General features: G+C 66.8%; 18 protein-coding genes. 11 read left to right on the forward strand and 7 right to left on the reverse strand.

The genetic code is table 11. From position 1 onward, the window contains the following. Position 1: 1 nt before the first annotated feature. The gene (locus PTT45_RS17395; protein ID WP_043308876.1) at positions 2-676 is read right to left on the reverse strand and encodes a response regulator; all 675 of its coding nucleotides are present in this window, start codon (positions 674-676) and stop codon (positions 2-4) included. Further along, positions 651-4049, reverse strand: coding sequence for an ATP-binding protein (locus PTT45_RS17400; protein WP_273814965.1), 3399 nt, complete (start codon positions 4047-4049; stop codon positions 651-653). Before PTT45_RS17400 ends, PTT45_RS17395 begins: the two co-directional genes overlap by 26 nt. A 277-nt stretch (positions 4050-4326) precedes the next feature. Here PTT45_RS17400 and urtA point away from each other — a divergent pair, with 277 nt between their 5' ends. From urtA to PTT45_RS17450, 10 genes are all read left to right on the forward strand, one after another. After that, positions 4327-5562 (forward strand): urea ABC transporter substrate-binding protein, encoded by a 1236-nt coding sequence (urtA, locus tag PTT45_RS17405; protein WP_043308874.1) that lies wholly within the window; start codon positions 4327-4329, stop codon positions 5560-5562. Between the two features lie 69 nt (positions 5563-5631). Further along, positions 5632-6549, forward strand: coding sequence for an urea ABC transporter permease subunit UrtB (urtB, locus tag PTT45_RS17410; protein WP_273814967.1), 918 nt, complete (start codon positions 5632-5634; stop codon positions 6547-6549). A 10-nt stretch (positions 6550-6559) separates the two neighbouring features. Next, positions 6560-7732, forward strand: a complete 1173-nt coding sequence (urtC, locus tag PTT45_RS17415) for an urea ABC transporter permease subunit UrtC (protein ID WP_273814969.1) — start codon at positions 6560-6562, stop codon at positions 7730-7732. Further along, on the forward strand, positions 7729-8493 hold the full coding sequence (gene urtD / locus PTT45_RS17420) for an urea ABC transporter ATP-binding protein UrtD (RefSeq protein ID WP_137970933.1): 765 nt from the start codon (positions 7729-7731) through the stop codon (positions 8491-8493). Before urtC ends, urtD begins: the two co-directional genes overlap by 4 nt. 22 nt (positions 8494-8515) lie before the next feature. After that, on the forward strand, positions 8516-9205 hold the full coding sequence (urtE, locus tag PTT45_RS17425; RefSeq protein WP_192315328.1) for an urea ABC transporter ATP-binding subunit UrtE: 690 nt from the start codon (positions 8516-8518) through the stop codon (positions 9203-9205). A gap of 238 nt (positions 9206-9443) precedes the next feature. Then, the gene (gene fmdA, locus PTT45_RS17430) at positions 9444-10673 is read left to right on the forward strand and encodes a formamidase (protein ID WP_192315330.1); all 1230 of its coding nucleotides are present in this window, start codon (positions 9444-9446) and stop codon (positions 10671-10673) included. 55 nt (positions 10674-10728) lie between these two features. After that, positions 10729-11076, forward strand: coding sequence for an FmdB family zinc ribbon protein (locus tag PTT45_RS17435; RefSeq protein ID WP_273814974.1), 348 nt, complete (start codon positions 10729-10731; stop codon positions 11074-11076). A gap of 28 nt (positions 11077-11104) precedes the next feature. Next, a complete protein-coding gene (locus PTT45_RS17440) occupies positions 11105-12148 on the forward strand; it encodes an aliphatic amidase (protein WP_273814976.1) in 1044 nt (347 codons plus the stop codon). A 3-nt stretch (positions 12149-12151) separates the two neighbouring features. Continuing rightward, positions 12152-13300, forward strand: coding sequence for an AAA family ATPase (locus PTT45_RS17445; RefSeq protein WP_273814977.1), 1149 nt, complete (start codon positions 12152-12154; stop codon positions 13298-13300). Between the two features lie 71 nt (positions 13301-13371). Further along, positions 13372-14703, forward strand: a complete 1332-nt coding sequence (locus tag PTT45_RS17450) for a DEAD/DEAH box helicase (RefSeq protein WP_273814978.1) — start codon at positions 13372-13374, stop codon at positions 14701-14703. A 39-nt stretch (positions 14704-14742) separates the two neighbouring features. On the opposite strand, the gene PTT45_RS17455 is transcribed toward PTT45_RS17450, so the two are convergent. From PTT45_RS17455 to PTT45_RS17470, 4 genes are all read right to left on the reverse strand, one after another. Further along, a complete protein-coding gene (locus tag PTT45_RS17455; protein WP_273814979.1) occupies positions 14743-15195 on the reverse strand; it encodes a PAS domain-containing protein in 453 nt (150 codons plus the stop codon). Positions 15196-15198: 3 nt separating this feature from the next. Further along, a complete protein-coding gene (locus tag PTT45_RS17460) occupies positions 15199-16224 on the reverse strand; it encodes a response regulator (RefSeq protein WP_273814981.1) in 1026 nt (341 codons plus the stop codon). 80 nt (positions 16225-16304) lie between these two features. Beyond that, a complete protein-coding gene (locus tag PTT45_RS17465) occupies positions 16305-18023 on the reverse strand; it encodes a diguanylate cyclase domain-containing protein (RefSeq protein WP_273814983.1) in 1719 nt (572 codons plus the stop codon). Beyond that, positions 18020-19054 carry an extracellular solute-binding protein gene (locus tag PTT45_RS17470; RefSeq protein ID WP_273814985.1) on the reverse strand — a complete coding sequence of 345 codons (1035 nt, stop codon included), beginning with the start codon at positions 19052-19054 and terminating at the stop codon, positions 18020-18022. The genes PTT45_RS17465 and PTT45_RS17470 overlap by 4 nt, the downstream gene beginning before the upstream one ends. A gap of 133 nt (positions 19055-19187) precedes the next feature. On the opposite strand from PTT45_RS17470, the gene PTT45_RS17475 reads away from it, so the two are divergent. Further along, a complete protein-coding gene (locus PTT45_RS17475; RefSeq protein WP_273814988.1) occupies positions 19188-20039 on the forward strand; it encodes a mechanosensitive ion channel family protein in 852 nt (283 codons plus the stop codon). A gap of 6 nt (positions 20040-20045) precedes the next feature. Here PTT45_RS17475 and PTT45_RS17480 read toward each other — a convergent pair whose 3' ends face one another. Then, complete coding sequence (locus PTT45_RS17480; RefSeq protein WP_273814990.1) at positions 20046-20633, reverse strand: TIGR00730 family Rossman fold protein; 588 nt, start codon at positions 20631-20633, stop codon at positions 20046-20048. Positions 20634-20700: the final 67 nt, after the last annotated feature.

Raw genomic sequence — 20700 nt, forward strand, 5'->3', positions numbered from 1 at the left:
TTTAGCGCGCCACGCTGGCGGAGATGGCCACCGCCGCGGCGGCGGTGCGGGTTTCCACGCCGAGCTTCACGTAGACGTGCTCCAGGTGCTTGTTCACCGTGCGCGGCGACAGGCCGAGGATGTCGCCGATGTCGCGGTTGGTCTTGCCGCAGGCCACCCAGCGCAGCACTTCCACCTCGCGCTCGGTGAGCTGGAAGCGCGCCGAGAGAGTCTCGAAGGTCGGCTCGTTGCTCAGGGTCAGGTCCACCGGCTGCGCGGCGGCGCGTGCCGACTGCAGAGTGCGCGCGGTGCGCAGGTGGGCGGCGACCCGCGCCAGCACCTCGTCGGTGTGGATCGGCTTGGTCACGTAGTCGCTGCCGCCGGCGGCGAAGCCTTCCACCACGTGCTCGCTGTCGGTCAGCGCAGTCATGAACAGCACCGGGATATCGGCGCTGTCCGGCTCGGCCTTGATCCTGCGGCAGGTCTCGAAGCCGTCCAGGCCGGGCATCATCGCGTCGAGCAGGATCAGGTCCGGGCGCCGGCGCTGGATGCGGTTCAGTGCGCTCTGGCCGTCCAGCGCCACCAGCACCATATAGCCCTGGGCGTCGAGGGCGTCGGAGAGCAGGGCGAGGTTGTCCGGCGTGTCGTCGACGATCAGCACCGTGCCGCGCTCAGCAAGCTGCGTGGCTGCATTCATGTTCGGCCTCCTTGAGTTGGCGGTTGAGTTCATCCAGGCGGAAGCCCTTGGCCAGGGCCCGCAGGCGTTTGGTGAAGGTGGCGCAGGCCGGCGTCTGCTGCTCGATGGCGTCCAGCTTGTCCTGGATGCCTCGCATGTAGCCGAGCGCCGCCAGCTCGCGCAGCTCGGCCAGCTCGCTGGCGCTGGGCAGCGCCTCGACCTGCGGCTGCGCTGGCTCCGGCTCGGCGACGCGGTGCAGCCACTGCAGGTCGAGCTGCTGCTGGATGCGTTCGAGCAACGCCGGGGTGTGCACCGGCTTGGCCAGGTAGTCATTGCAGTAGGCGGCGATGCTGCGTTCGCGATCGTCGGCGAAGGCATTCGCCGAGATGACGATGATCGGCGCCTGGCACAGCGCGTTGCGGCGGATCAGGCGGCTGGTCTCGAAGCCGTCCATCTGCGGCATCGACAGGTCCATGAGGATCAGGTCGGGGCTGAGCAGTGCGGCCTGGCGGATCGCCTCCTGGCCGCTGGCCGCCTGCTCGACGCGAAAGCCCAGCGGCTCGAGCATGCCGGCCAGCACGCGGCGGTGTTCCAGGTGGTCGTCCACCACCAGCACCAGGCGCCGCGGCCCCTGGTAGCCGATGATGTCGTGTGCCACGTGCACCACTGCCTGCGGCGCGCGCACCTCGGAGAGGAACAGGCGCACCTGGAAGCGCGTGCCCTTGCCCGGCTCGCTGTGCACCGACAGCTCGCCGCCCATCAGCGCGGTGAGCATGCGGGTGATGGTCAGGCCGAGGCCGACGCCGTTGTCCTGGCGCATCAGGTCGCCGCGCTCGAAGGGCTGGAAGATGCGCTCGATCTGTTGCGGGTCGATGCCGATACCGGTGTCGACGATCTCGAAGCAGGCGGTCTCGCGCAGGTAGCTGACGCGCAGGCGCACCTCGCCCTGCTCGGTGAAGCGCACGGCGTTGCCGAGCAGGTTGATCAGGATCTGCCGCACGCGCTTCTCGTCGCCGCGCACCACCGAAGGAATCCGTCCGGCCGTCTCCAGGCGGAAGGCCAGGCCCTTCTCGGCGGCCTGTGGAGCAAACATCCGCTCGAGCTGGCCGACGAATTCGGGCAGGGCGATTTCCGAGAGCTCCAGGTGCAGCTTGCCGGCCTCGATCTTGGCTACGTCGAGCAGGCCGTCGATCAGCGACAGCAGGTGCGAGCCGCTGCGGTAGATGGTGGCCAGGGCGTCGTGGTGGCGCTCCGGCATGGCCGCGTCGCGCTGCAGGATCTGCGTGTAGCCGAGGATGCTGTTGAGCGGCGTGCGCAGCTCGTGGGACAGGCCGGTGACGTAGCGGCTCTTCGCCGCGTTGGCACTCTCGGCTAGCACCTTGGCCTTCTGCAGCGCTTCGTCGGTCTTGCCGTGGGCCTCGATCTCCTGCATCAGCAGCAGGGTTTGGCGGTCCGACTCCTGCTGCGCCACCTGGCGGCTCTCGCGGGTCAGGACGATCCACCAGGCGAGCATGCCGGCGAACAGCGAGAGGGTGAGGAAGGCCTTGAGGAAGGCCTGGTACAGCGTCTGCTGCACCTCCGGCGAGTGCGGCACCAGGCCGTGGGAGACCTGGCTGTAGATCAGCGCCAGGGCGCCGAACAGCATCAGCACCAGCAGGGCGAGGAAGCCCAGGTACTGCGCCAGGCGGCTGTGCAGGCGCGGGATGCTGGCCCAGGGCAGCAGCCAGTGCAGCAGCGCGTCGACTTGCCGGCTCAGCCGCGCGTGGGGTTTGCAGGCGTCGCCGCAGCGCGCGTCCAGCGAGCAGCACAACGAGCAGATCGGCGTGCTGTAGGCTGGGCAGAAGGCCATGTCCTCGCTCTCGAAGGCGTTGTTGCACAGGCCGCAGCGGCCGGCGTGGGTCGCGGTCGGCGGGTGGATCAGCGCCGCGGTGCTGGTGCGGGCGATGTAGAAGCGTCCGCCGGTGAGCCAGGCCAGCAGCGGCGCGCAGAGGAAGGCGGAGAACAGCGCCACCAGCGGCGAGGCGGCCTGGGCCAGGGCGCCAAACAGGCCGAAGTGGGCCAGCACCGAGAGCAGCGAGGCGAACAGCATGGCGCCGACGCCGACCGGGTTGATGTCGTACAGGTGCGCGCGCTTGAACTCGATGTAGCGCGGCGACAGGCCGAGCGGCTTGTTGATCACCAGGTCGGCCACCAGCGCGCCGATCCAGGCGATGGCGATGTTGGCGTAGAGGCCGAGCACTTCCTCGATCGCCTCGAACACGCCCAGCTCCATCAGCATCAGGGCGATGGCCACGTTGAACACCAGCCACACCACGCGCCCCGGATGGCTGTGGGTGACGCGGGCGAAGAAGTTGGACCAGGCCAGGGAGCCGGCGTAGGCGTTGGTCAGGTTGATCTTCACCTGGCTGACGATGACGAACAGCACCATGGCGCCGAGTGCCCACTGCGGCGAGGCGAATACGTAGTGGAAGGCCACCAGGTACATCTGCGTCGGCTCGGCGGCGCGCTCGATGGGGATCTCGTGCTGCAGGGCGAGGAAGGCGAGGAAGGCGCCGGCGAGCATCTTCAGCGCGCCGGGGATGATCCAGCCGGGCCCGGCCATGAGCAGCGCGGCCCACCAGCGCTTGCGGTTGTGCGCGGTCTTCTCCGGCAGGAAGCGCAGGTAGTCGACCTGCTCGCCGATCTGCGTGACCAGGGCCAGGGCCACGGTGCAGGCGGCGCCGAAGTGCAGCAGGTTGAAGCTGCCGGCCTCGCCCTCGCGCCCGGCGAAGCTGGTCCAGTCGCCGATCGCCTCGGGGTTCTTGGCGATGACGAAGATGTAGGGCAGGAACAGCAGCACCAGCCACACCGGCTGGGTCCAGGTCTGCAGGCGGTTGATCAGGGTGATGCCATAGGCCACCAGGGGAATGATGATCACCGAACAGATCACGTAGGCCAGCGCCAGCGGGATGTCGAAGTACAGCTCCAGGGCCAGGGCCATGATCGCCGCTTCCAGGGCGAAGAACAGGAAGGTGAAGCTGGCGTAGATCAGCGAGGTGATGGTCGAGCCGATGTAGCCAAAGCCGGCGCCGCGGGTCAGCAGGTCCATGTCCACGCCGTAGCGCGCCGCGTAGTAGCTGATCGGCAGGCCGGTGAGGAAGATCACCAGGCTCACCGCGAGGATCGCCCACAGGGTGTTGGTGAAGCCGTAGGACAGCGCCAGGGCGCCGCCGATGGCCTCCAGAGCGAGGAACGACACGGCGCCCAGGGCGGTGTTGGCGATGCGCAGCTCCGACCACTTGCGGAACGCCCGCGGGGTGAAGCGCAGGGCGTAGTCCTCCATGGTCTCGTCGGCGACCCAGCTGTTGTAGTCGCGGCGGATCTTGACGATGCGCTGGGTACCGGTGGGTTGCACGGAATCGCTCCTGAACGGGGGAGGGCACCGGGGAAATAGCAACTTCCATGCCCCGGCTCTCGCGCCCGCGCTGACGCGCCCGGGCTTCTGTCTGGCTTCCTGCTCGGGCCCGAGAGTGCACCATGCTGGTGCTGCGGCGCTGTACGTCAGATGACGTATGCGCTTACGTCATGCTGCGTATACCCCGGCGGGAGGGGCGCCCGCATTCTTGCGGCGAACCCGGAGCAGACCTGCGCAGACAGGCCGGCAACGACCCAACCGCACGAGGAGCACGACGATGGATGCACAACCGACCCGACTTCTACCCCGCCGGCTGGCGCTGGGCGCCGCCGCGCTCTCGCTGCTGGCCGCCAGCGTGTTCAGCCAGGGCGTCATGGCTGACAGCGCCAACACCACCGGCCTGGCCGTGACCGACACTGAAGTGACCGTCGGCCAGCTGCACTCGGCCACCGGCACCATGGCCATCTCGGAAACCGGCTCGATCCAGGCCGAGCGCCTGGCCATCGAACAGATCAACGCCTCCGGCGGCATCCTCGGCCGGCAGATCAAGGTAATCCAGGAAGACGGCGCCTCCGACTGGCCGACCTTCGCCGAGAAGGCCAAGAAGCTGCTGGTGGGCGACAAGGTCGCCGCCGTGTTCGGCTGCTGGACCTCGGCCTCGCGCAAGGCCGTGCTGCCGGTGTTCGAGAAGGAAAACGGCCTGCTCTACTACCCGACCTTCTACGAGGGCCTGGAGCAGTCGAAGAACGTCATCTACACCGGCCAGGAAGCGACCCAGCAGATCCTCGCCGGCCTCGACTGGATCGCCAAGGAGAAGGGCGCCAAGACCTTCTACCTGATCGGCTCCGACTACATCTGGCCGCGTACCTCGATGAAGATCGCCCGCAAGCACATCGAGAACGTGCTCGGCGGCAAGGTGGTGGGCGAGGAGTACTACCCGCTGGGCAACACCCAGTTCGGCTCGCTGATCAACAAGGTCAAGCTGAAGAAGCCTGACGTGGTGTTCACCGCCGTGGTCGGTGGCTCCAACGTCGCCTTCTACAAGCAGATGAAGGCCGCCGGCGTCACCGCCGCCAAGCAGAACGTGCTGACCCTGTCGGTCACCGAGGACGAACTGCTCGGCATCGGCGGCGAGAACATGGAAGGCTTCTACGCCTCCATGAAGTACTTCCAGAGCCTGGACAACCCGAACAACGCCGCCTTCGTCGAGGCCTTCAAGGCCAAGTACGGCAAGGACGCGGTCATCGGTGACGTGACCCAGGCTGCCTACCTCGGCCCGTGGCTGTGGAAGGCCGCCGTCGAGAAGGCCGGCAGCTTCGACGTCGACAAGGTCGCCGCCGCCTCGCCGGGCATCGAGCTCAACAGCGCGCCGGAAAGCTACGTGAAGGTGCACGACAACCATCACCTGTGGAGCAAGACCCGCATCGGCCAAGTGCAGAAAGACGGTCAGTTCAAGGTGGTCTACGAGTCCGGTCTGATCGAGCCGAACCCCTTCCCGAAAGGCTACCAGTAAGCCAACCGAACCCCTCTCCCGCCCAGCGGGGGAGGGGCTCCCGCATTCTTCCGCCAGGAGACCATCAACATGGAATGGCTATCGGAATTTGGTGCCATCGCGGCCATGCAGGGCTTCAACGGCTTGTCCGTGTTCTGCGTCCTGCTGCTGATGGCTCTGGGGCTGGCGATCATCTTCGGCCAGATGGGCGTGATCAACATGGCCCACGGCGAGTTCCTCACCATCGGCGCCTACACCACCTTCGTGGTGTCCTCGCTGACCGAACAGTACGCCCCGGCCTTCGGGCCCTATTACTTCTTCTTCGCCATCGCCCTGTCCTTCCTCATCGCCGGCGCCATCGGCTGGCTGGTGGAGTGGGCGATGATCAGCAAGCTGTACCAGCGTCCGCTGGATACCCTGCTGGCCACCTGGGGTCTGTCCCTGGTGATGCAGCAGGCGTTTCGCTCGATCTTCGGTGCGCGCGAGGTCAGCGCCACCCTGCCGGAGTGGCTGATGGGTTCGTGGAACCCTACCGAGACCATCGACATCCCGCGTAACGGCCTGTTCGTCATGGGCCTGACCATCCTCCTCACCGCGACCATCTTCCTGATGCTGTACCGCTCGCGCTGGGGCCTGCAGGTGCGCGCCACCATGCAGAACCGGGTGATGAGCCGCGCGGTGGGCATCAACACCAAACGCGTCGACCGCATGACCTTCGCCCTCGGCTGTGGCGTGGCCGGCGTGGCTGGCGCGGCCTTCACCACCATAGGTTCCACCGGCCCGACTGCCGGTTCGCTGTACATCGTCGACACCTTCCTGGTGGTGGTCTTCGGTGGCGCGGCCAGCCTGTTCGGCACCATCGCCTCGGCGTTCTCCATCGCCCAGGCCCAGTCGATCATGGAGTTCTTCATGAGCGGCTCGATGGCCAAGGTGCTGACCCTGTCGGCGGTGATCCTGATTCTGATGATGCGCCCGCAGGGCCTGTTCTCCATCAAGGTTCGTAAGTGAGGAGCCGCCCATGAACCCGACTCTCGACAAACTCCTGGGCGGCAAGCAGGGCGCCATCGGCATGGCGGTGCTCGCCGTGCTGATCCTGGTGGTGTTCCCGCTGCTGCTCGACGCCTTCCGCCTGAACATGGTCGGCAAGTACCTGACCTACGCCTTCGTCGCCGTCGGCCTGGTGCTGTGCTGGGGCTACGGCGGCATCCTCAGCCTCGGCCAGGGCATCTTCTTCGGCCTTGGCGGCTACTGCATGGCGATGTTCCTCAAGCTCGAGGCATCCGACCCGGAAAGCACCAAGATCCAGTCCACACCCGGCATCCCGGACTTCATGGACTGGAACCAGATCACTGAGCTGCCGATGCTCTGGCAGCCGTTCCACAGCTTCGGTTTCACCGTGCTGGCGGTGATCGCGGTGCCGGTGCTGCTGGCCCTGGTGATCGGCCTGACCATGTTCAAGCGCCGCGTCGGTGACGTGTACTTCTCCATCGTCACCCAGGCCATCGCGCTGATCCTCACCGTGCTGATCATCGGCCAGCAGGGCTACACCGGCGGGGTCAACGGCATCACCGACCTGAAGACCCTGATGGGCTGGGACATCCGCACCGACGAGGCCAAGCTGATCCTGTACTTCGTCAGCGCCTTCCTGCTGTTCGGCTGCATCCTGCTGGCGCGCTTCATCATCGCCTCGAAGCTCGGTCGCCTGCTGCTGGCCATGCGCGACAAGGAGGAACGCGTGCGCTTCTCCGGCTACGACGTGGCCAGCTTCAAGATCTTCGTGTTCTGCGTCGGCGCCGCCTTCGCCGCCATCGGCGGGGCGATGTTCACCCTGCAGGTCGGCTTCATGTCGCCGAGCTTCGTCGGCATCGTGCCGTCGATCGAGATGGTCATCTTCGCCGCCGTCGGCGGGCGCCTGTCGCTGCTCGGCGCGGTGTACGGCGCGCTGCTGGTCAACTTCGGCAAGACCTACTTCTCCGAGAGCTTCCCCGAGCTGTGGCTGTACCTGATGGGCGGCCTGTTCATTGCCGTGGTCATGTACTTCCCCAACGGCCTCGCCGGCCTGTGGGACAGCCACGGCAAACGCTGGCTGGCGCGCCTCAAGCCGAAGGCCAAGGCGCCGGTGAAGACCGAGCCGGTGGCCAAACCGGTCGCCAAGGCCGCACCCACTCCCGAACTGGAGACCACCCCATGAGCCCCAATCCCGCTGGCTTCCAGATGCCCAAACCGGTGCTGGCCATCGAGGGCCTGACCGTGTCCTTTGACGGCTTCAAGGCGGTCGACGACCTCAACCTGTACATCGACCGCAACGAGGTGCGCGTGGTCATCGGCCCCAACGGCGCCGGCAAGACCACGGTGCTCGACCTGATCTGCGGCAAGACCAAGGCCACCGCCGGCAGCATCCAGTTCGAGAACCGCGAGCTGACCAAGATGCGTGAGTTCGACATCGTCCGCGCCGGCGTCGGGCGCAAGTTCCAGAACCCGTCGATCTACGAGAACCTCACGGTGTTCGAGAACCTGGAAATGTCCTACCCGGCCGGGCGCAAGGTGTTCGGCGCTCTGTTCTTCAAGCGCTCGCAGGCGGTGATCGAGCGGGTCGAGCAGGTGGCGACCGAGATCATGCTCGGCGAGCACCTGCACATGCAGGCCGACCTGCTCTCGCATGGCCAGAAGCAGTGGCTGGAGATCGGCATGCTGCTGATGCAGGACCCGCAGTTGCTGATGCTCGACGAGCCGGTGGCCGGCATGAGCGTCAGTGAGCGGGTGGCCACCGCCGAGCTGCTCAAACGCATCAGCCAGGGCCGCTCGGTGCTGGTCATCGAGCACGACATGGAGTTCGTCAAGAGCATCGCGCACAAGGTCACCGTGCTGCACCAGGGCAAGGTGCTGGCCGAGGGCAGCATGGACGCGGTGCAGAGCAATCCCAAGGTCATCGAGGTGTACCTGGGGCACTGAGCCCCGGGTCAAGGAGTCCAGCATGTTCCAGATCAACAACCTCGTCTCCGGCTACGGCCAGAGCCAGATCCTCCACGAACTCAACCTCGACGTGGCGAAGAAGGAAATCGTCGCGGTGATGGGCCGCAACGGCATGGGCAAGACCACCCTGTTCAAGAGCCTGATGGGCGTGCTGCCGCAGTGGGGCGGGCAGATCAGCGTCGACGGCCAGGACATCTCCAAACTGGAGACCCACCAGCGCGTCGAGGCCGGCATCGCCTACGTGCCGCAGGGGCGGATGATCTTCCCCAGCATGACCGTGCTGGAGAACATCCAGACCGGCCTGCCGGCGTCGGCCAAGGGCAAGGTGCCGGACGACCTCTACGCGCTGTTCCCGGTGCTGCAGGAGATGCGCCACCGCAAGGGCGGCAACCTCTCCGGCGGCCAGCAGCAACAGCTGGCCATCGCCCGCGCGCTGGCCACCAACCCCAAGGTGCTGCTGCTCGACGAGCCGACCGAGGGCATCCAGCCGTCGATCATCAAGGACATCGCCCGCACCTTGAAGGAGATCCGCAACCTGCGTGACCTGACCATCATCGTCTCCGAGCAGGTGCTGTCCTTCACCATGGAAATCGCCGACCGCTTCCTGGTCATCGAGAAGGGCAAGTTCGTCATCGAGGAGGCGCGCGACAAGGTCGACGAGGCGACCATCAGCCGCTACCTCTCGGTGTGATTTCAAATCCTCTCCCGGCCGGGGGAGGGCAACGCTTCACCTGTTTACGGCCGGCGTGTTCTCCATGCGCCGGCCGCTTTTTCGTGTCTGCACAAAGCCGCCGCAAGCCGCGCCGTTGCTGGCGCCACGCATACGTCATCCAACGTATTTTCGCTCTCGCTGCGCTCCCCGAGACTGGCCACCGTACCCCGGCGCATCAATGCGCCAGGCACCCACCACAGGTCCCAGGAGCACTGCCATGACCGACACCCTGATCAAGGTCGACCTCAACCAGGCCGCCACCGAGAACGAACAAGTCCACAACCGCTGGCACCCGGACATCCCGATGGCCTGCTGGGTCAAGCCGGGCGACGACTTCATCCTGGAAACCTATGACTGGACCGGCGGCGCGATCAAGAACGACGACGACGCCAGCGACGTGCGCGACGTCGACCTGTCCACCGTGCACTACCTGTCCGGCCCGGTGGGTGTGCATGGCGCCCAGCCGGGCGACCTGCTGGTCGTCGAGCTGCTCGATATCGGCGCCAAGGCCGAGTCGCAGTGGGGCTTCAACGGCTTCTTCTCGAAGAACAACGGCGGCGGCTTCCTCACCGATTACTTCCCGTCCGCGCAGAAGTCGATCTGGGACTTCGAGGGCATGTTCACCAAGAGCCGGCACATCCCCGGCGTGCGCTTCGCCGGTTTGATCCACCCCGGCCTGATCGGCTGCCTGCCGGACCCCAAGATGCTCGCCGAGTGGAACCGCCGCGAGCAGGAACTGATCGACACCAACCCGACCCGCGTGCCGCCGCTGGCCAACCCGCCGTTCGCCAGCACCGCGCACATGGGCAAGATGACCGGTGCCGCACGCGACATGGCCGCCGCCACCGGCGCGCGCACCGTGCCGCCGCGTGAGCATGGCGGCAACTGCGACATCAAGGACCTGTCGCGCGGCTCGAAGATCTTCTTCCCGGTCTATGTCGACGGCGCCGGCCTGTCGGTGGGCGACCTGCACTTCAGCCAGGGCGACGGCGAGATCACCTTCTGCGGCGCCATCGAGATGGCCGGCTGGGTGCACATGAAGGTCGAGTTGATCAAGGGCGGCATGGCCAAGTACGGCATCAAGAACCCGATCTTCAAACCCAGCCCGATCGTGCCGACCTACAACAACTTCCTGATCTTCGAAGGCATCTCGGTCGACGACGCCGGCAAGCAGCACTACCTGGACGTGAACCTGGCCTACCAGCAGGCCTGCCTCAACGCCATCAACTACCTGACCAAGTTCGGCTACTCGCCGGCCCAGGGCTACTCGCTGCTCGGCTCGGCGCCGGTGCAGGGGCACATCAGCGGCGTGGTCGACATCCCCAACGCCTGCGCCACCCTGTGGCTGCCGACCGACATCTTCGAGTTCGACATCAACCCCAGCGCGAGCGGCCCGACCAAGTACCTGGACGGCAGCATCGACATGCCCATCGCCTACGACAAGTGATGCATCCGCGCACGGCGCCGCGTGCGCCGTGCGCTCCGCTTCCCAGGAGGTCGATATGCCGATCTACGAATACGACTGCCCGCAGTGCGGCGACTTCACCGTGCTGCGACCGATGGCCGAGCGCGACACGCCCTGCGCCTGCCCCTACTGCGAGACCGCCAGCGAGCGGGTGATCCTCAGCGCTCCGGGCCTGGCCACCATGCCCGGTAGCCAGCGCCGTGTGCATGAGACCAATGAGCGCTCGCGCCACGCGCCGCAGACCCTCGAAGAGTACAAGGCCAACCGCAAGCACCCGGCCGGCTGCAGCTGCTGCGGCCCGAGCAAGCCGGTCGAGCGGACCAAGGCCAACCCCCACGGTCTCAAGGCCAGCCCCTCGGCGCGGCCGTGGATGATCAGCCACTAGTTTCCAGCCTCAACACAGGAGTTCCGTCATGCGTCACGGCGATATTTCCAGCAGCCCCGATACCGTCGGCGTCGCCGTCGTCAACTACAAGATGCCGCGCCTGCACAGCAAGGCCGAAGTGCTCGACAACGCGCGCAAGATCGCCGAGATGATCAAGGGCATGAAGCTCGGCCTGCCAGGCATGGACCTGGTGGTGTTCCCCGAGTACAGCACCATGGGCATCATGTACGACAAGGACGAGATGATGGCCACCGCCGCCACGGTGCCTGGCGAGGAGACCGCGATCTTCTCCGCCGCCTGCCGCGAGGCGAAGACCTGGGGCATCTTCTCGCTCACCGGCGAGCGCCACGAGGAGCACCCGCACAAGGCGCCGTACAACACCCTCATCCTGATCAACGACCAGGGCGAGATCGTGCAGAAGTACCGCAAGTGCATCCCCTGGTGCCCGATCGAGGGCTGGTATCCGGGCGACCGCACCTATGTCTCCGAAGGCCCCAAGGGCATGAAGATCAGCCTGATCATCTGCGACGACGGCAACTACCCGGAAATCTGGCGCGACTGTGCGATGAAGGGCGCCGAGCTGATCGTGCGCTGCCAGGGCTACATGTACCCGGCCAAGGACCAGCAGGTGCTGATGGCCAAGACCATGGCCTGGGCCAATAACTGCTACGTGGCGGTGGCCAACGCCACCGGCTTTGACGGCGTGTACAGCTACTTCGGCCACTCCGCGTTGATCGGCTTCGACGGCCGCACCCTCGGCGAGTGCGGCGAGGAAGAGATGGGCATCCAGTACGCCCAGCTGTCGGTGTCGCAGATCCGCGACGCACGGGCCAACGACCAGTCGCAGAACCACTTGTTCAAGCTGCTGCACCGTGGCTACACCGGCGTGTACAACTCCGGCGACGGCGACAAGGGCGTGGCCGACTGCCCGTTCGAGTTCTACCGCACCTGGGTGCTGGATGCGCAGAAGGCCCAGGAGGACGTGGAGAAGCTGACCCGCTCGACCATCGGCGTGGCCGACTGCCCGGTGGGCGAGCTGCCGCACCCCGGCAAGGAAAAGGTCGCAGGCTGAGCCATGCCCTTCGCCAACGACCTGCTCGAACACAACCGCCAGCGCCTGGCCGAGGCGGCGCCGGCCACCCTGCAATCGCGCTTCCTGTTCGAGCCGGGCAAGGTCATGGCTTTGCTGCGCGAGCGCATCGTCGGCCAGGATGCGGTGTTGGAGCAGGTCGAGGCGCTGCTCAAGGTGGTCAAGGCCGACATCGGCGAGCGCGAGCGGCCGCTGTCGGTCAACCTGTTCATGGGCCCCACCGGTGTCGGCAAGACCGAGGTGGTGCGCCTGCTGGCCCAGGCCATTCATGGTCGCGCCGACGCCTTCTGCCGTATCGACATGCACACCCTGGCCCAGGAGCACTACGCCGCCGCGCTGACCGGCGCGCCGCCGGGCTATGTCGGCAGCAAGGAGGGCACCACGCTGTTCGATGCCGAGGCCATCGCCGGCACTTTCGGCCGCCCCGGCATCGTGCTGTTCGACGAGCTGGAGAAGGCCAGCCCCGAGGTGCTGCGCAGCCTGCTCGGCGTGCTGGAGAACGGCCGCCTGACCCTGACTGCCGGCAGCCGTACCCTGGATTTCCGCAACAGCCTGATCTTCATGACCAGCAATGTCGGCGCCCAACCGGTGCAGCGCCTGCGCGAGCGCTTCGCCCGCGGCTGGCGCAGCTGGCTGGGCCTGCGCGCCGACGAGGCCGGCGAGCGCGAGCGGGCGCTCACGCACAGCTTCGACCCGGAGTTCCTCAACCGCATCGACCGCATCCTCGACTTCCAGAGCCTCGACGACGACTGGTTGGAGGCGCTGCTGGAGATCGAGCTGACCAAGCTCAATCAGCGCCTGGGCCGCCAGGGCCGCTCGCTGTGGCTGGAGGAGGGCGCGGTGGAGTGGCTGTGCCGCGCCCACGATGCACGCTATGGCGCCCGTGCCCTGGCGCGACGGGTGCGTACCGAGCTGGAACCGGCCATCGCCGACTGCGTGCTGCAGGACCCGGCGGCGATTCGCCTGCGCGCGCAGGCCGGTGATGACGGATTGCGCGTGGTGGTCGAGCACGACTGTGAACCTGCCCAAAGCCTGCTGCGCGTCGGCCATGCGTTGTTAAAAACAAGCTCAGAATGCTCATTTACCGCTCGTAAACTGCGCTTCTTCGCTTGTTTTTGCCTAGCCTGGCTCTAGCTCGCGAGACTTTGAACAGGTTCTGAGGCGAACGGTTAAACTTGCGTCTTTCCGTTTCTGGTTGCTCCGCCATGTCCTTCGAACCCCTCGGCCTGATCGAACCCCTGCTGCGTACCCTGGAGGCGCTCGACTACCGCGAGCCCACGCCGGTGCAGAAGCAGGCCATTCCCGCCGTGCTCAAGGGGCGCGACGTGCTCGCCGCGGCGCAGACCGGCACCGGCAAGACTGCCGGCTTCGCCCTGCCGCTGCTGCAGAAGCTGACCATGGAAGGCTCGCAGGTAGCGGCCAACTCGGTGCGCGCGCTGGTGCTGGTGCCGACCCGCGAGCTGGCCGAGCAGGTGGCGCAGGCCGTGCAGCAGTACGGGCAGAACCTGCCGCTGCGCACCTACACGGTGTACGGCGGGGTCAGCATCAACCCGCAGATGATGAAGCTGCGCAAGGGCATCGACCTGCTGGTGGCCACCCCTGGCCGCCTGCTCGACCTGTACCGGCAGAACGCGGTGCGCTTCGACCAGCTGCAGGCGCTGGTGCTGGACGAGGCCGACCGCATGCTCGACCTCGGCTTCGCCAAGGAGCTGGACGAGCTGTTCAGCGCGCTGCCGCGCAAGCGCCAGACCCTGCTGTTCTCCGCCACCTTCTCCGACGCGATCCGCCTGATGGCCAAGGAGCTGCTGCGCGATCCGCTGTCCATCGAGGTCAGCCCGCGCAACGCGGCGGCCAAGAGCGTCAAGCAGTGGCTGGTGACGGTGGACAAGAAGCGCAAGAGCGAGCTGCTGCTGCACCTGTACCGCGAGCGCGGCTGGGACCAGCTGCTGGTGTTCGCCAAGACCCGCAAGGGCGTCGATGAACTGGAGCAGCTGCTGCTGGCCGAGGGCATCTCCGCCGACTCGATCCACGGCGACAAGCCGCAGCCCTCGCGCCTGCGCGCGCTGCAGCGCTTCAAGGCCGGTGAAGTCCGCGTGCTGGCTGCCACCGACGTGGCCGCGCGTGGCCTGGACATCAGCGAGCTGCCGCGGGTGGTCAACCTCGACCTGCCGATCGTCGCCGAGGACTATGTGCACCGCATCGGCCGTACCGGCCGCGCCGGCGCCACCGGTGAGGCGGTATCGCTGGTCTGCGCCGACGAGGTGGAGCTGCTGGCGGCCATCGAGACGCTGATCGGCCAGATCATCCGTCGCGAGGACGAACCGGGCTTTGTGCCGGATCACCGGGTGCCGCAGACCGCCCCCGGCGGCGCGGTGCTGAAGAAACCGAAGAAGCCCAAGGTCAAGGTGATTCCCGGTGCCGGCAAGGGCAAGATCCACATGGGCAACTGGTTCGAGGCCGACGACGACAAGCCCAAGGCCAAGGCCGTGCGCGCGGTGCCCAAGTTCGGCGAGAAGCCGCGACCGAAGAAGAAGTGACGCCGCCGCGCCGACCGCTCAGGGCCGGCGCAGGCTTTTCTACTGCTCGCTGGTCTGGCGCAGCTGCGCCTCGGCGGCCTCGGTCATGTCGTAGATCACCAGGCACACGTGCTGCACCTCGCCACCGGTGGCGGCCAGCGGCAGGATGGTCAGGTTCTGGTACATGAAGTCGGCCTGGCCGGTGATCGGCCGGTAGGTCTCGAAGCGCAGCAGGTAGGGGCGCTGCTGCCACAGGCTGAAGGCCCGCGTGCCCAAGCGCAGCACGGTGCCGACCTTGCGCTCCAGCCAGGTGCGGTCGATCTCGGGGAACAGCTGGAACAGGCTGCGGCCCTGCACCTGGTCGGCGCCGAGGCCCGAGTGGTTCTCCATGAAGCTGTTCCACACCTCGACGTGGAAGTTGCGGTCCATCACCAGCACGCCGACGTCCAGGCACTGGACGATGTCGAGCAGCCAGTGCAGTTCGCGCAGGTCGATCTGGGCTTCGCTGGGCATGGCTTACTCCATCAGGTACTGAATCTTGGCGGTCAGCCGGGGCACCGAGTTCTCGGTGAACAGGATCAGCAGGTCGAAGTTCACCGCGTGGTCCTCCAGGCCATAGCTGATCTCCACCGCCAGGGTCTTGCGCCAGCGCGCGCCGTTGAACTGGATCAGTTCGTCGATGCTGCGCGCGTGCTGGCCGAGCAGTTGCGGGTGGCCCTGGGAGAAGCGGATGTCGAGCTGCTCGGCGATGCCCGACAGGCAGGCGCCGATCAGCACGCTGGCGAGGTCGAGGAGCATCTCCGAGGTGGCGATATCGCTGCCCGGGCGCAGGCCGAGCAGGTGGGCGATGTCGGCGACCTGCGAGTCGTGGAACAGCAGCAGCGCCTCGCCGGCGATGGCCTCGCCGACGAAGCCCTGGCACACCGCGCTCAGCTGTTCGCCACGGTTGGCGTCGGCCAGGGCCATGTGCAGCTCGCTGGCCTCGAACAGATTCACCGCCGGGATCGGCAACTGCACGAACACGCCCAGCTCCTCCGCCAGCAGCGCGGCGGCGCGACCCATGGCGACGTTGCTGACCTCGCGCAGGGCATCACGGAAACCGACCTTGGCATCTACTGGGGCGGCCGGGGCGGGCGCGGCTGCGGCAGCATGCGCCTCAGCATCCGTTTCCACGGTGAGCTGCAGCAGGCCGAGCTCGTCGAGGATGCTGCGCAGTTCCTCAGCCGGCGCCGGTTTGCGGATGAAGGCGAGGGCGCCCAGTTCGGTGACGCGGCGTCGCGCCTCGTCCTGCACGTCGCCGGAGACCACCAGAATGCGGCAGTCGTGGCCTTCTTCGAGGACCTTGGCCAGCACCTGATAGCCGTCCATCACCGGCATGGTCAGGTCCAGCAGCACCACCTGGCCCAGGCCCTGGCGGATCGCGGCCATGGCTTCTTCGCCATGGGCGGCCTGGGTGATGGACACCGGCCAGTCGGGGGGCAGGGCGCGGATCAGCTGCTTGCGCGCCATGGTCGAGTCGTCACAGACCAGCAATGGAAGCACCGGAGTCTCCAGATCGAGAGAGGTTGCGATAGCGAAAGCATAGACGTCGCGAAAACGCCGGAGGTTTCACCCCATCTAACTCAGTACGGGTTCTTGGCCTCATAGCTGTAGGTATTGCGCCCCGAGTTCTTGGCCGCGTACATGGCGCGGTCGGCCTGCTGCAGCAGCGATTCGACGTCGTCGCCGTCGCGCGGGAACAGGCTGACGCCCATGCTGGCCTGTACCTGCACGTCGCGGCCCTCCAGGCGCATGGGCAGCTGGAAGCGCTCGTGCAGCTTCTGCAGCACGGCAATCACCTGATGCGGATCGTCCAGTTGCTCGATGAGGATGACGAACTCGTCGCCGCCCAGGCGCGCCACCGTGTCGCTCTCGCGGGTGGCCGAGCGCAGCAGGTTGGCCACCGCCTGCAGCACGCGATCGCCGACGCCGTGGCCGAGGTTGTCGTTGAGTTCCTTGAAGTGGTCGAGGTCGACGAACAGCACGGCCAGCGGCTTGGCGCTGCGCCGTGCGCTGGCCAGGGCATGCTCCAGGCGCTCGAAGAACACCCGGCGGTTGGGCAGGCCGGTCAGCGGGTCGTGGCGGGCCAGGTGCTCCAGGGCATCGCGGCGCTGGTTGAGCTCGTCCAGCTGGTCGACGATCTCCTCCTGCATGCGTGCGAAGCTGCGGGCCAGCTGGCCGAGTTCGTCCTTGCGCTGGGTCGGCAGCGGGCTGATGCGGCGTTCCTGGGCGAACTGCTGCACGGCCAGGGTGATGCTCTTCAGCGAGCGGGTCATGGCCCGCGAGCCGAACACGGCGATGGCCAGGGCCAGCAGGCTCGACAGCAGCACGACCTGGATGATGCGCTGGCCGAGGCGCGAGGTTTCGGCCAGCACGTGGCTCTCCGGCAGGGCCAGGCCGAGGACGATGAAGCGCTCCGGCGTGCTGGCGTTGACGCCGAGGCGGACGAAAGCGGCGACCAGGGCGTTCTGCCGCTGCTCGGCATGGCTGACCAGGCTGTCCAGCTTGCCGCCTTCGAGCAGCTGGGTGACGTCGGGGAATTCCTCCTGCAGGAAGATGCGCCTGCCCTGGTCGAAGCCGAAGGTACGGCGCTGGTCGGGGTGGATCAGCAGGTCGCCCCAGCGGTTGCTCAGGTAGATCTGGTAATAACCGGGCAGGTCGCTCTTGAGCTGGTCGAACAGCTGGTCGAGGTCGATGTTGATCACCATCACCCCGTACAGCTTGCCGTCCAGGCCGGCCACCGGGGTGGAGACGTGCAGGGTCGGCTTGCCCAGGCCGGAGTGCGCGCCCAGTTCGTGGTTGATGACGATGGGCGACAGGCGCACCTCGCCCGGTGGTAGGTTCAGGGTCTCGAACACGTAGGCGTAGTGGCCCTTCTCCTGCAGCTTGAGGCCGCCGATGTTGAGCAGGCGCTGGCCGTCGCGGTCGACCCGCACCTGTTCCAGGCCGTGGCCGGCGGCGCTGATCAGGCGAATCTGCATGTATTCCGGGTGTACCTGCATCTGCGCGCGGAACAGCTCGACCAGGTCGCGCTCGCTGTGCCGGCGGGCATCGTCGTTGAGGATTGCCAGCTGGCGGGCCTGTGTCACCTTGGCCAGCAACAGGGCATCGCGCGCCACGCCGTCGATGGTGCCGCGCAGGTTGCGGCCGAGCACCTGGGTGGCGGTGAGCAGGTCGCGCTCGGCGGCTTTCAGCAGCATGGCCCGGCTGCTGCTGTAGGAGTAATAACCGGTGAGGCCGCAGACCAGCACGCCGAACAGCGTCAGCAGGCAGCCGAGCTTGAAGGCGATGCCGATCTTCATGGCGTCTCCACCAGCGGCGGGCGTTCGCCGGACAGGATGCGTTCCCACAGGCGCGTGCGGCGCTCGGCGTCCTCGACCGGGCGCAGCCAGATCAGGCGGCCGGGCACGTCCAGGCTTTCCGGCTCCTGCACGGTGTTGGACAGGCCCTGGCGCTCGACCAGGGCGCGGCTCATTGGCGCCTCCAGGGTGAAGTCGATCCACGCCTCGGCCAGCGCCACGTCGCGCGCGCCGCGGCTGATCGCCCAGCAATCCAGCCAGGCCAGCGCGCCCTCGCGGGGGATCACGTAGCCGACGTCGGCACCGGCGTCGCGCAGCTGCTTGAGCTGCTGGCGCCCGTAGTTGGCCAGCAGCAGGGCGATGTGATGCTCCTTGAATAGGCTGGCGGCCTCCTCGGGTTGCGAATAGAAGGTCAGTACGTTGCGGCGCAGGGCGATCAGTTGCTCGGTGAGCTGGGGGAAATCGTCATCGCTGATCTTGAACGGGTCGCGTCCGCGGGCCTGGCTGGCCAGGGAGAAGTTGTGGCTGCTGCCGTTGAAGGCCAGCACCCGACCCTGCAGCTGCGGGTCCCACAGGCTGGTGATGGACTGCGGCGGGCTGCTCAGCTGGGTGCGGTCGTAGATCAGGCCGATTTCTGAATAGGTATAGGGAATCGCATAGACCTTGCCGGCGACGCTGATGCCGGGAATCTTCGGGTAGTCGCGGAAGCGCCAGAGCTGGCGCGCGGTGTTGGGGATGCGCGGTGGCTGCAGGGGCTGCAGCAGGTTCTGCTGGGTATAGTGCTCGATCTCCGCGGTATTGGCGGTGATCAGGTCATAGTCTGCGCCGTTGTTGGTGCTTAGCTTTTCCCGCATCAGGTCGTCGCTGCCGACCAGGGTGACTTCCACTTTCACGTTGTGGCGCTGTTCGAACTCGGCCACCAGGTCGGCGTCCGCATAGCCGGGCCAGGTGAGCAGGCGCAGCACGTCAGCACCGGCGGCGATGCCCGGAGCCAGGGGAAGCAGAACTGCGAGCAACACCAGGAGCGGGCGCATGGAGCGAAACCGGGGAGAGGGGCGCCTATGCAGTGTAGAAGATGGCCAAGTGCCTTGCCGGCTCGCCGGGCCAGCGTTCCGCTGGCGGCGTGCTAGCGTTCTTCCAGTCATTCACCGCATATGGGGAAGCGCCATGGAAGAGGGACAAGAACTGATCACGGTGGGCACCACCAAGGTCAACCAGTTGATGGACGTGGTGGCGCAGTACGGCGCCGAATTCGCGGTGAAGATCCTGGCCGCAATCGCCTTCTGGGTGGTCGGCCGCTGGCTGATCGGCTTCGCCGTCAGTCTGCTGCAGAAGGCCCTGGGCAAGCAGAAGGTCGACCCGACTGTGCTGCGCTACCTGGGCAACTTCGTCACCGTCACCCTGAACATCCTGCTGGTGATCGGCATCCTCGGCTACTTCGGGGTACAGACCACCACCTTCGCCGCGCTGATCGCCGCAGTTGGCCTGGCCATCGGCATGGCCTGGTCCGGGTTGCTGGCCAACCTCGCGGCGGGCGGTTTCATCATCGTGCTACGGCCGTTCAAGGTCGGTGACTTCATCACCGCGGGCGGGGTGACCGGCACGGTCACCGAGATCGGCTTGTTCGTCACCGCGCTGAACACGCCGGACAACGTGCTGACCCTGGTGGGCAACAACAAGATCTTCAGCGACACGATCCAGAACTACTCGCACAACGCCTTCCGCCGCGTCGACCTGACCGCGCAGCTGTCCGGGGCAGCCGACTGGAAGGCCGCGGTGGCACTGCTCAAGCAGCGCATCGCGGCGCTGGACAACGTGCTGGTCGAGCCGGCGGTAGACGTGGAGATCCTCGAGTTCAACCTGGTCGGCCCGGTGCTGGCGGTGCGCCCGTACTGCCACACCGACCACTACTGGCAGGTGTATTTCGACACCAACAAGACGCTCAAGGACGCTCTTAGCGAGGCCGGCTTCCCGGCGCCCATGCCGGCGCAGACGGTCATCGTCCAGCAGTCGGGCTGAGTCCGACTACTTCGGCTCGCGGTCGACCCACTTGGGCGCGGCCGTGGGCTGCCAGTCGTTCATCAGTTCGAGCAGCGCCGCTGGCGATTCGCTGACCTGCAGGATGGAGCGGTGCTGTTCACGGACGAAGCGCTCGGCCACCAGGTGGTCGAGGAAGTCGGTCAGGCGCGAGTAGAAACCGTCCACTTCGAGCAGGCCCAGCGGTTTGGCGTGGTAGCCGAGTTGGCCCCAGGTCCATACCTCGAACAGTTCTTCCAGGGTACCCAGGCCGCCGGGCAGGGCGATGAAGGCATCGGCCAGCTCGGCCATGCGCGCCTTGCGCGCGTGCATGCCATCCACCACTTCCAGGCGGGTCAGACCTTTGTGGCCGATCTCGGCGCGCTCCAGGCTCTGCGGGATGATGCCGATCACCTCGCCGCCAGCGGCCAGAGCGGCATCGGCGACCACGCCCATCAGGCCGACCGCACCACCGCCGTAGACCAGGGTCAGGCCGCGCTCGGCCAGGCTGCGGCCGAGGTTGGCCGCGGCTTCATGGTAGATCGGCCGGGCGCCGGGGCTGGCGCCACAGAACACGCAGACGGACTTCAGGCTCATGCAGGGTGCTCCCGTGAACAAAAGGGAGCACAGGGTAACCCTGTCCGATCGGTCAGGCGAGCTCTTG

The organism is Pseudomonas sp. Gutcm_11s, assembly GCF_028649395.1.
Classification (GTDB): domain Bacteria; phylum Pseudomonadota; class Gammaproteobacteria; order Pseudomonadales; family Pseudomonadaceae; genus Aquipseudomonas.

Bases quoted from the DNA above. Each gene is read 5' to 3' on its own strand.
- PTT45_RS17395 (WP_043308876.1), bottom strand. From the start codon at position 676: ATGAATGCAGCCACGCAGCTTGCTGAGCGCGGCACGGTGCTGATCGTC.
- urtA (WP_043308874.1), top strand. From the start codon at position 4,327: ATGGATGCACAACCGACCCGACTTCTACCCCGCCGGCTGGCGCTGGGC.
- urtB (WP_273814967.1), top strand. From the start codon at position 5,632: ATGGAATGGCTATCGGAATTTGGTGCCATCGCGGCCATGCAGGGCTTC.
- urtC (WP_273814969.1), top strand. From the start codon at position 6,560: ATGAACCCGACTCTCGACAAACTCCTGGGCGGCAAGCAGGGCGCCATC.
- urtD (WP_137970933.1), top strand. From the start codon at position 7,729: ATGAGCCCCAATCCCGCTGGCTTCCAGATGCCCAAACCGGTGCTGGCC.
- urtE (WP_192315328.1), top strand. From the start codon at position 8,516: ATGTTCCAGATCAACAACCTCGTCTCCGGCTACGGCCAGAGCCAGATC.
- fmdA (WP_192315330.1), top strand. From the start codon at position 9,444: ATGACCGACACCCTGATCAAGGTCGACCTCAACCAGGCCGCCACCGAG.
- PTT45_RS17435 (WP_273814974.1), top strand. From the start codon at position 10,729: ATGCCGATCTACGAATACGACTGCCCGCAGTGCGGCGACTTCACCGTG.
- PTT45_RS17440 (WP_273814976.1), top strand. From the start codon at position 11,105: ATGCGTCACGGCGATATTTCCAGCAGCCCCGATACCGTCGGCGTCGCC.
- PTT45_RS17445 (WP_273814977.1), top strand. From the start codon at position 12,152: ATGCCCTTCGCCAACGACCTGCTCGAACACAACCGCCAGCGCCTGGCC.
- PTT45_RS17450 (WP_273814978.1), top strand. From the start codon at position 13,372: ATGTCCTTCGAACCCCTCGGCCTGATCGAACCCCTGCTGCGTACCCTG.
- PTT45_RS17455 (WP_273814979.1), bottom strand. From the start codon at position 15,195: ATGCCCAGCGAAGCCCAGATCGACCTGCGCGAACTGCACTGGCTGCTC.
- PTT45_RS17465 (WP_273814983.1), bottom strand. From the start codon at position 18,023: ATGAAGATCGGCATCGCCTTCAAGCTCGGCTGCCTGCTGACGCTGTTC.
- PTT45_RS17470 (WP_273814985.1), bottom strand. From the start codon at position 19,054: ATGCGCCCGCTCCTGGTGTTGCTCGCAGTTCTGCTTCCCCTGGCTCCG.
- PTT45_RS17475 (WP_273814988.1), top strand. From the start codon at position 19,188: ATGGAAGAGGGACAAGAACTGATCACGGTGGGCACCACCAAGGTCAAC.
- PTT45_RS17480 (WP_273814990.1), bottom strand. From the start codon at position 20,633: ATGAGCCTGAAGTCCGTCTGCGTGTTCTGTGGCGCCAGCCCCGGCGCC.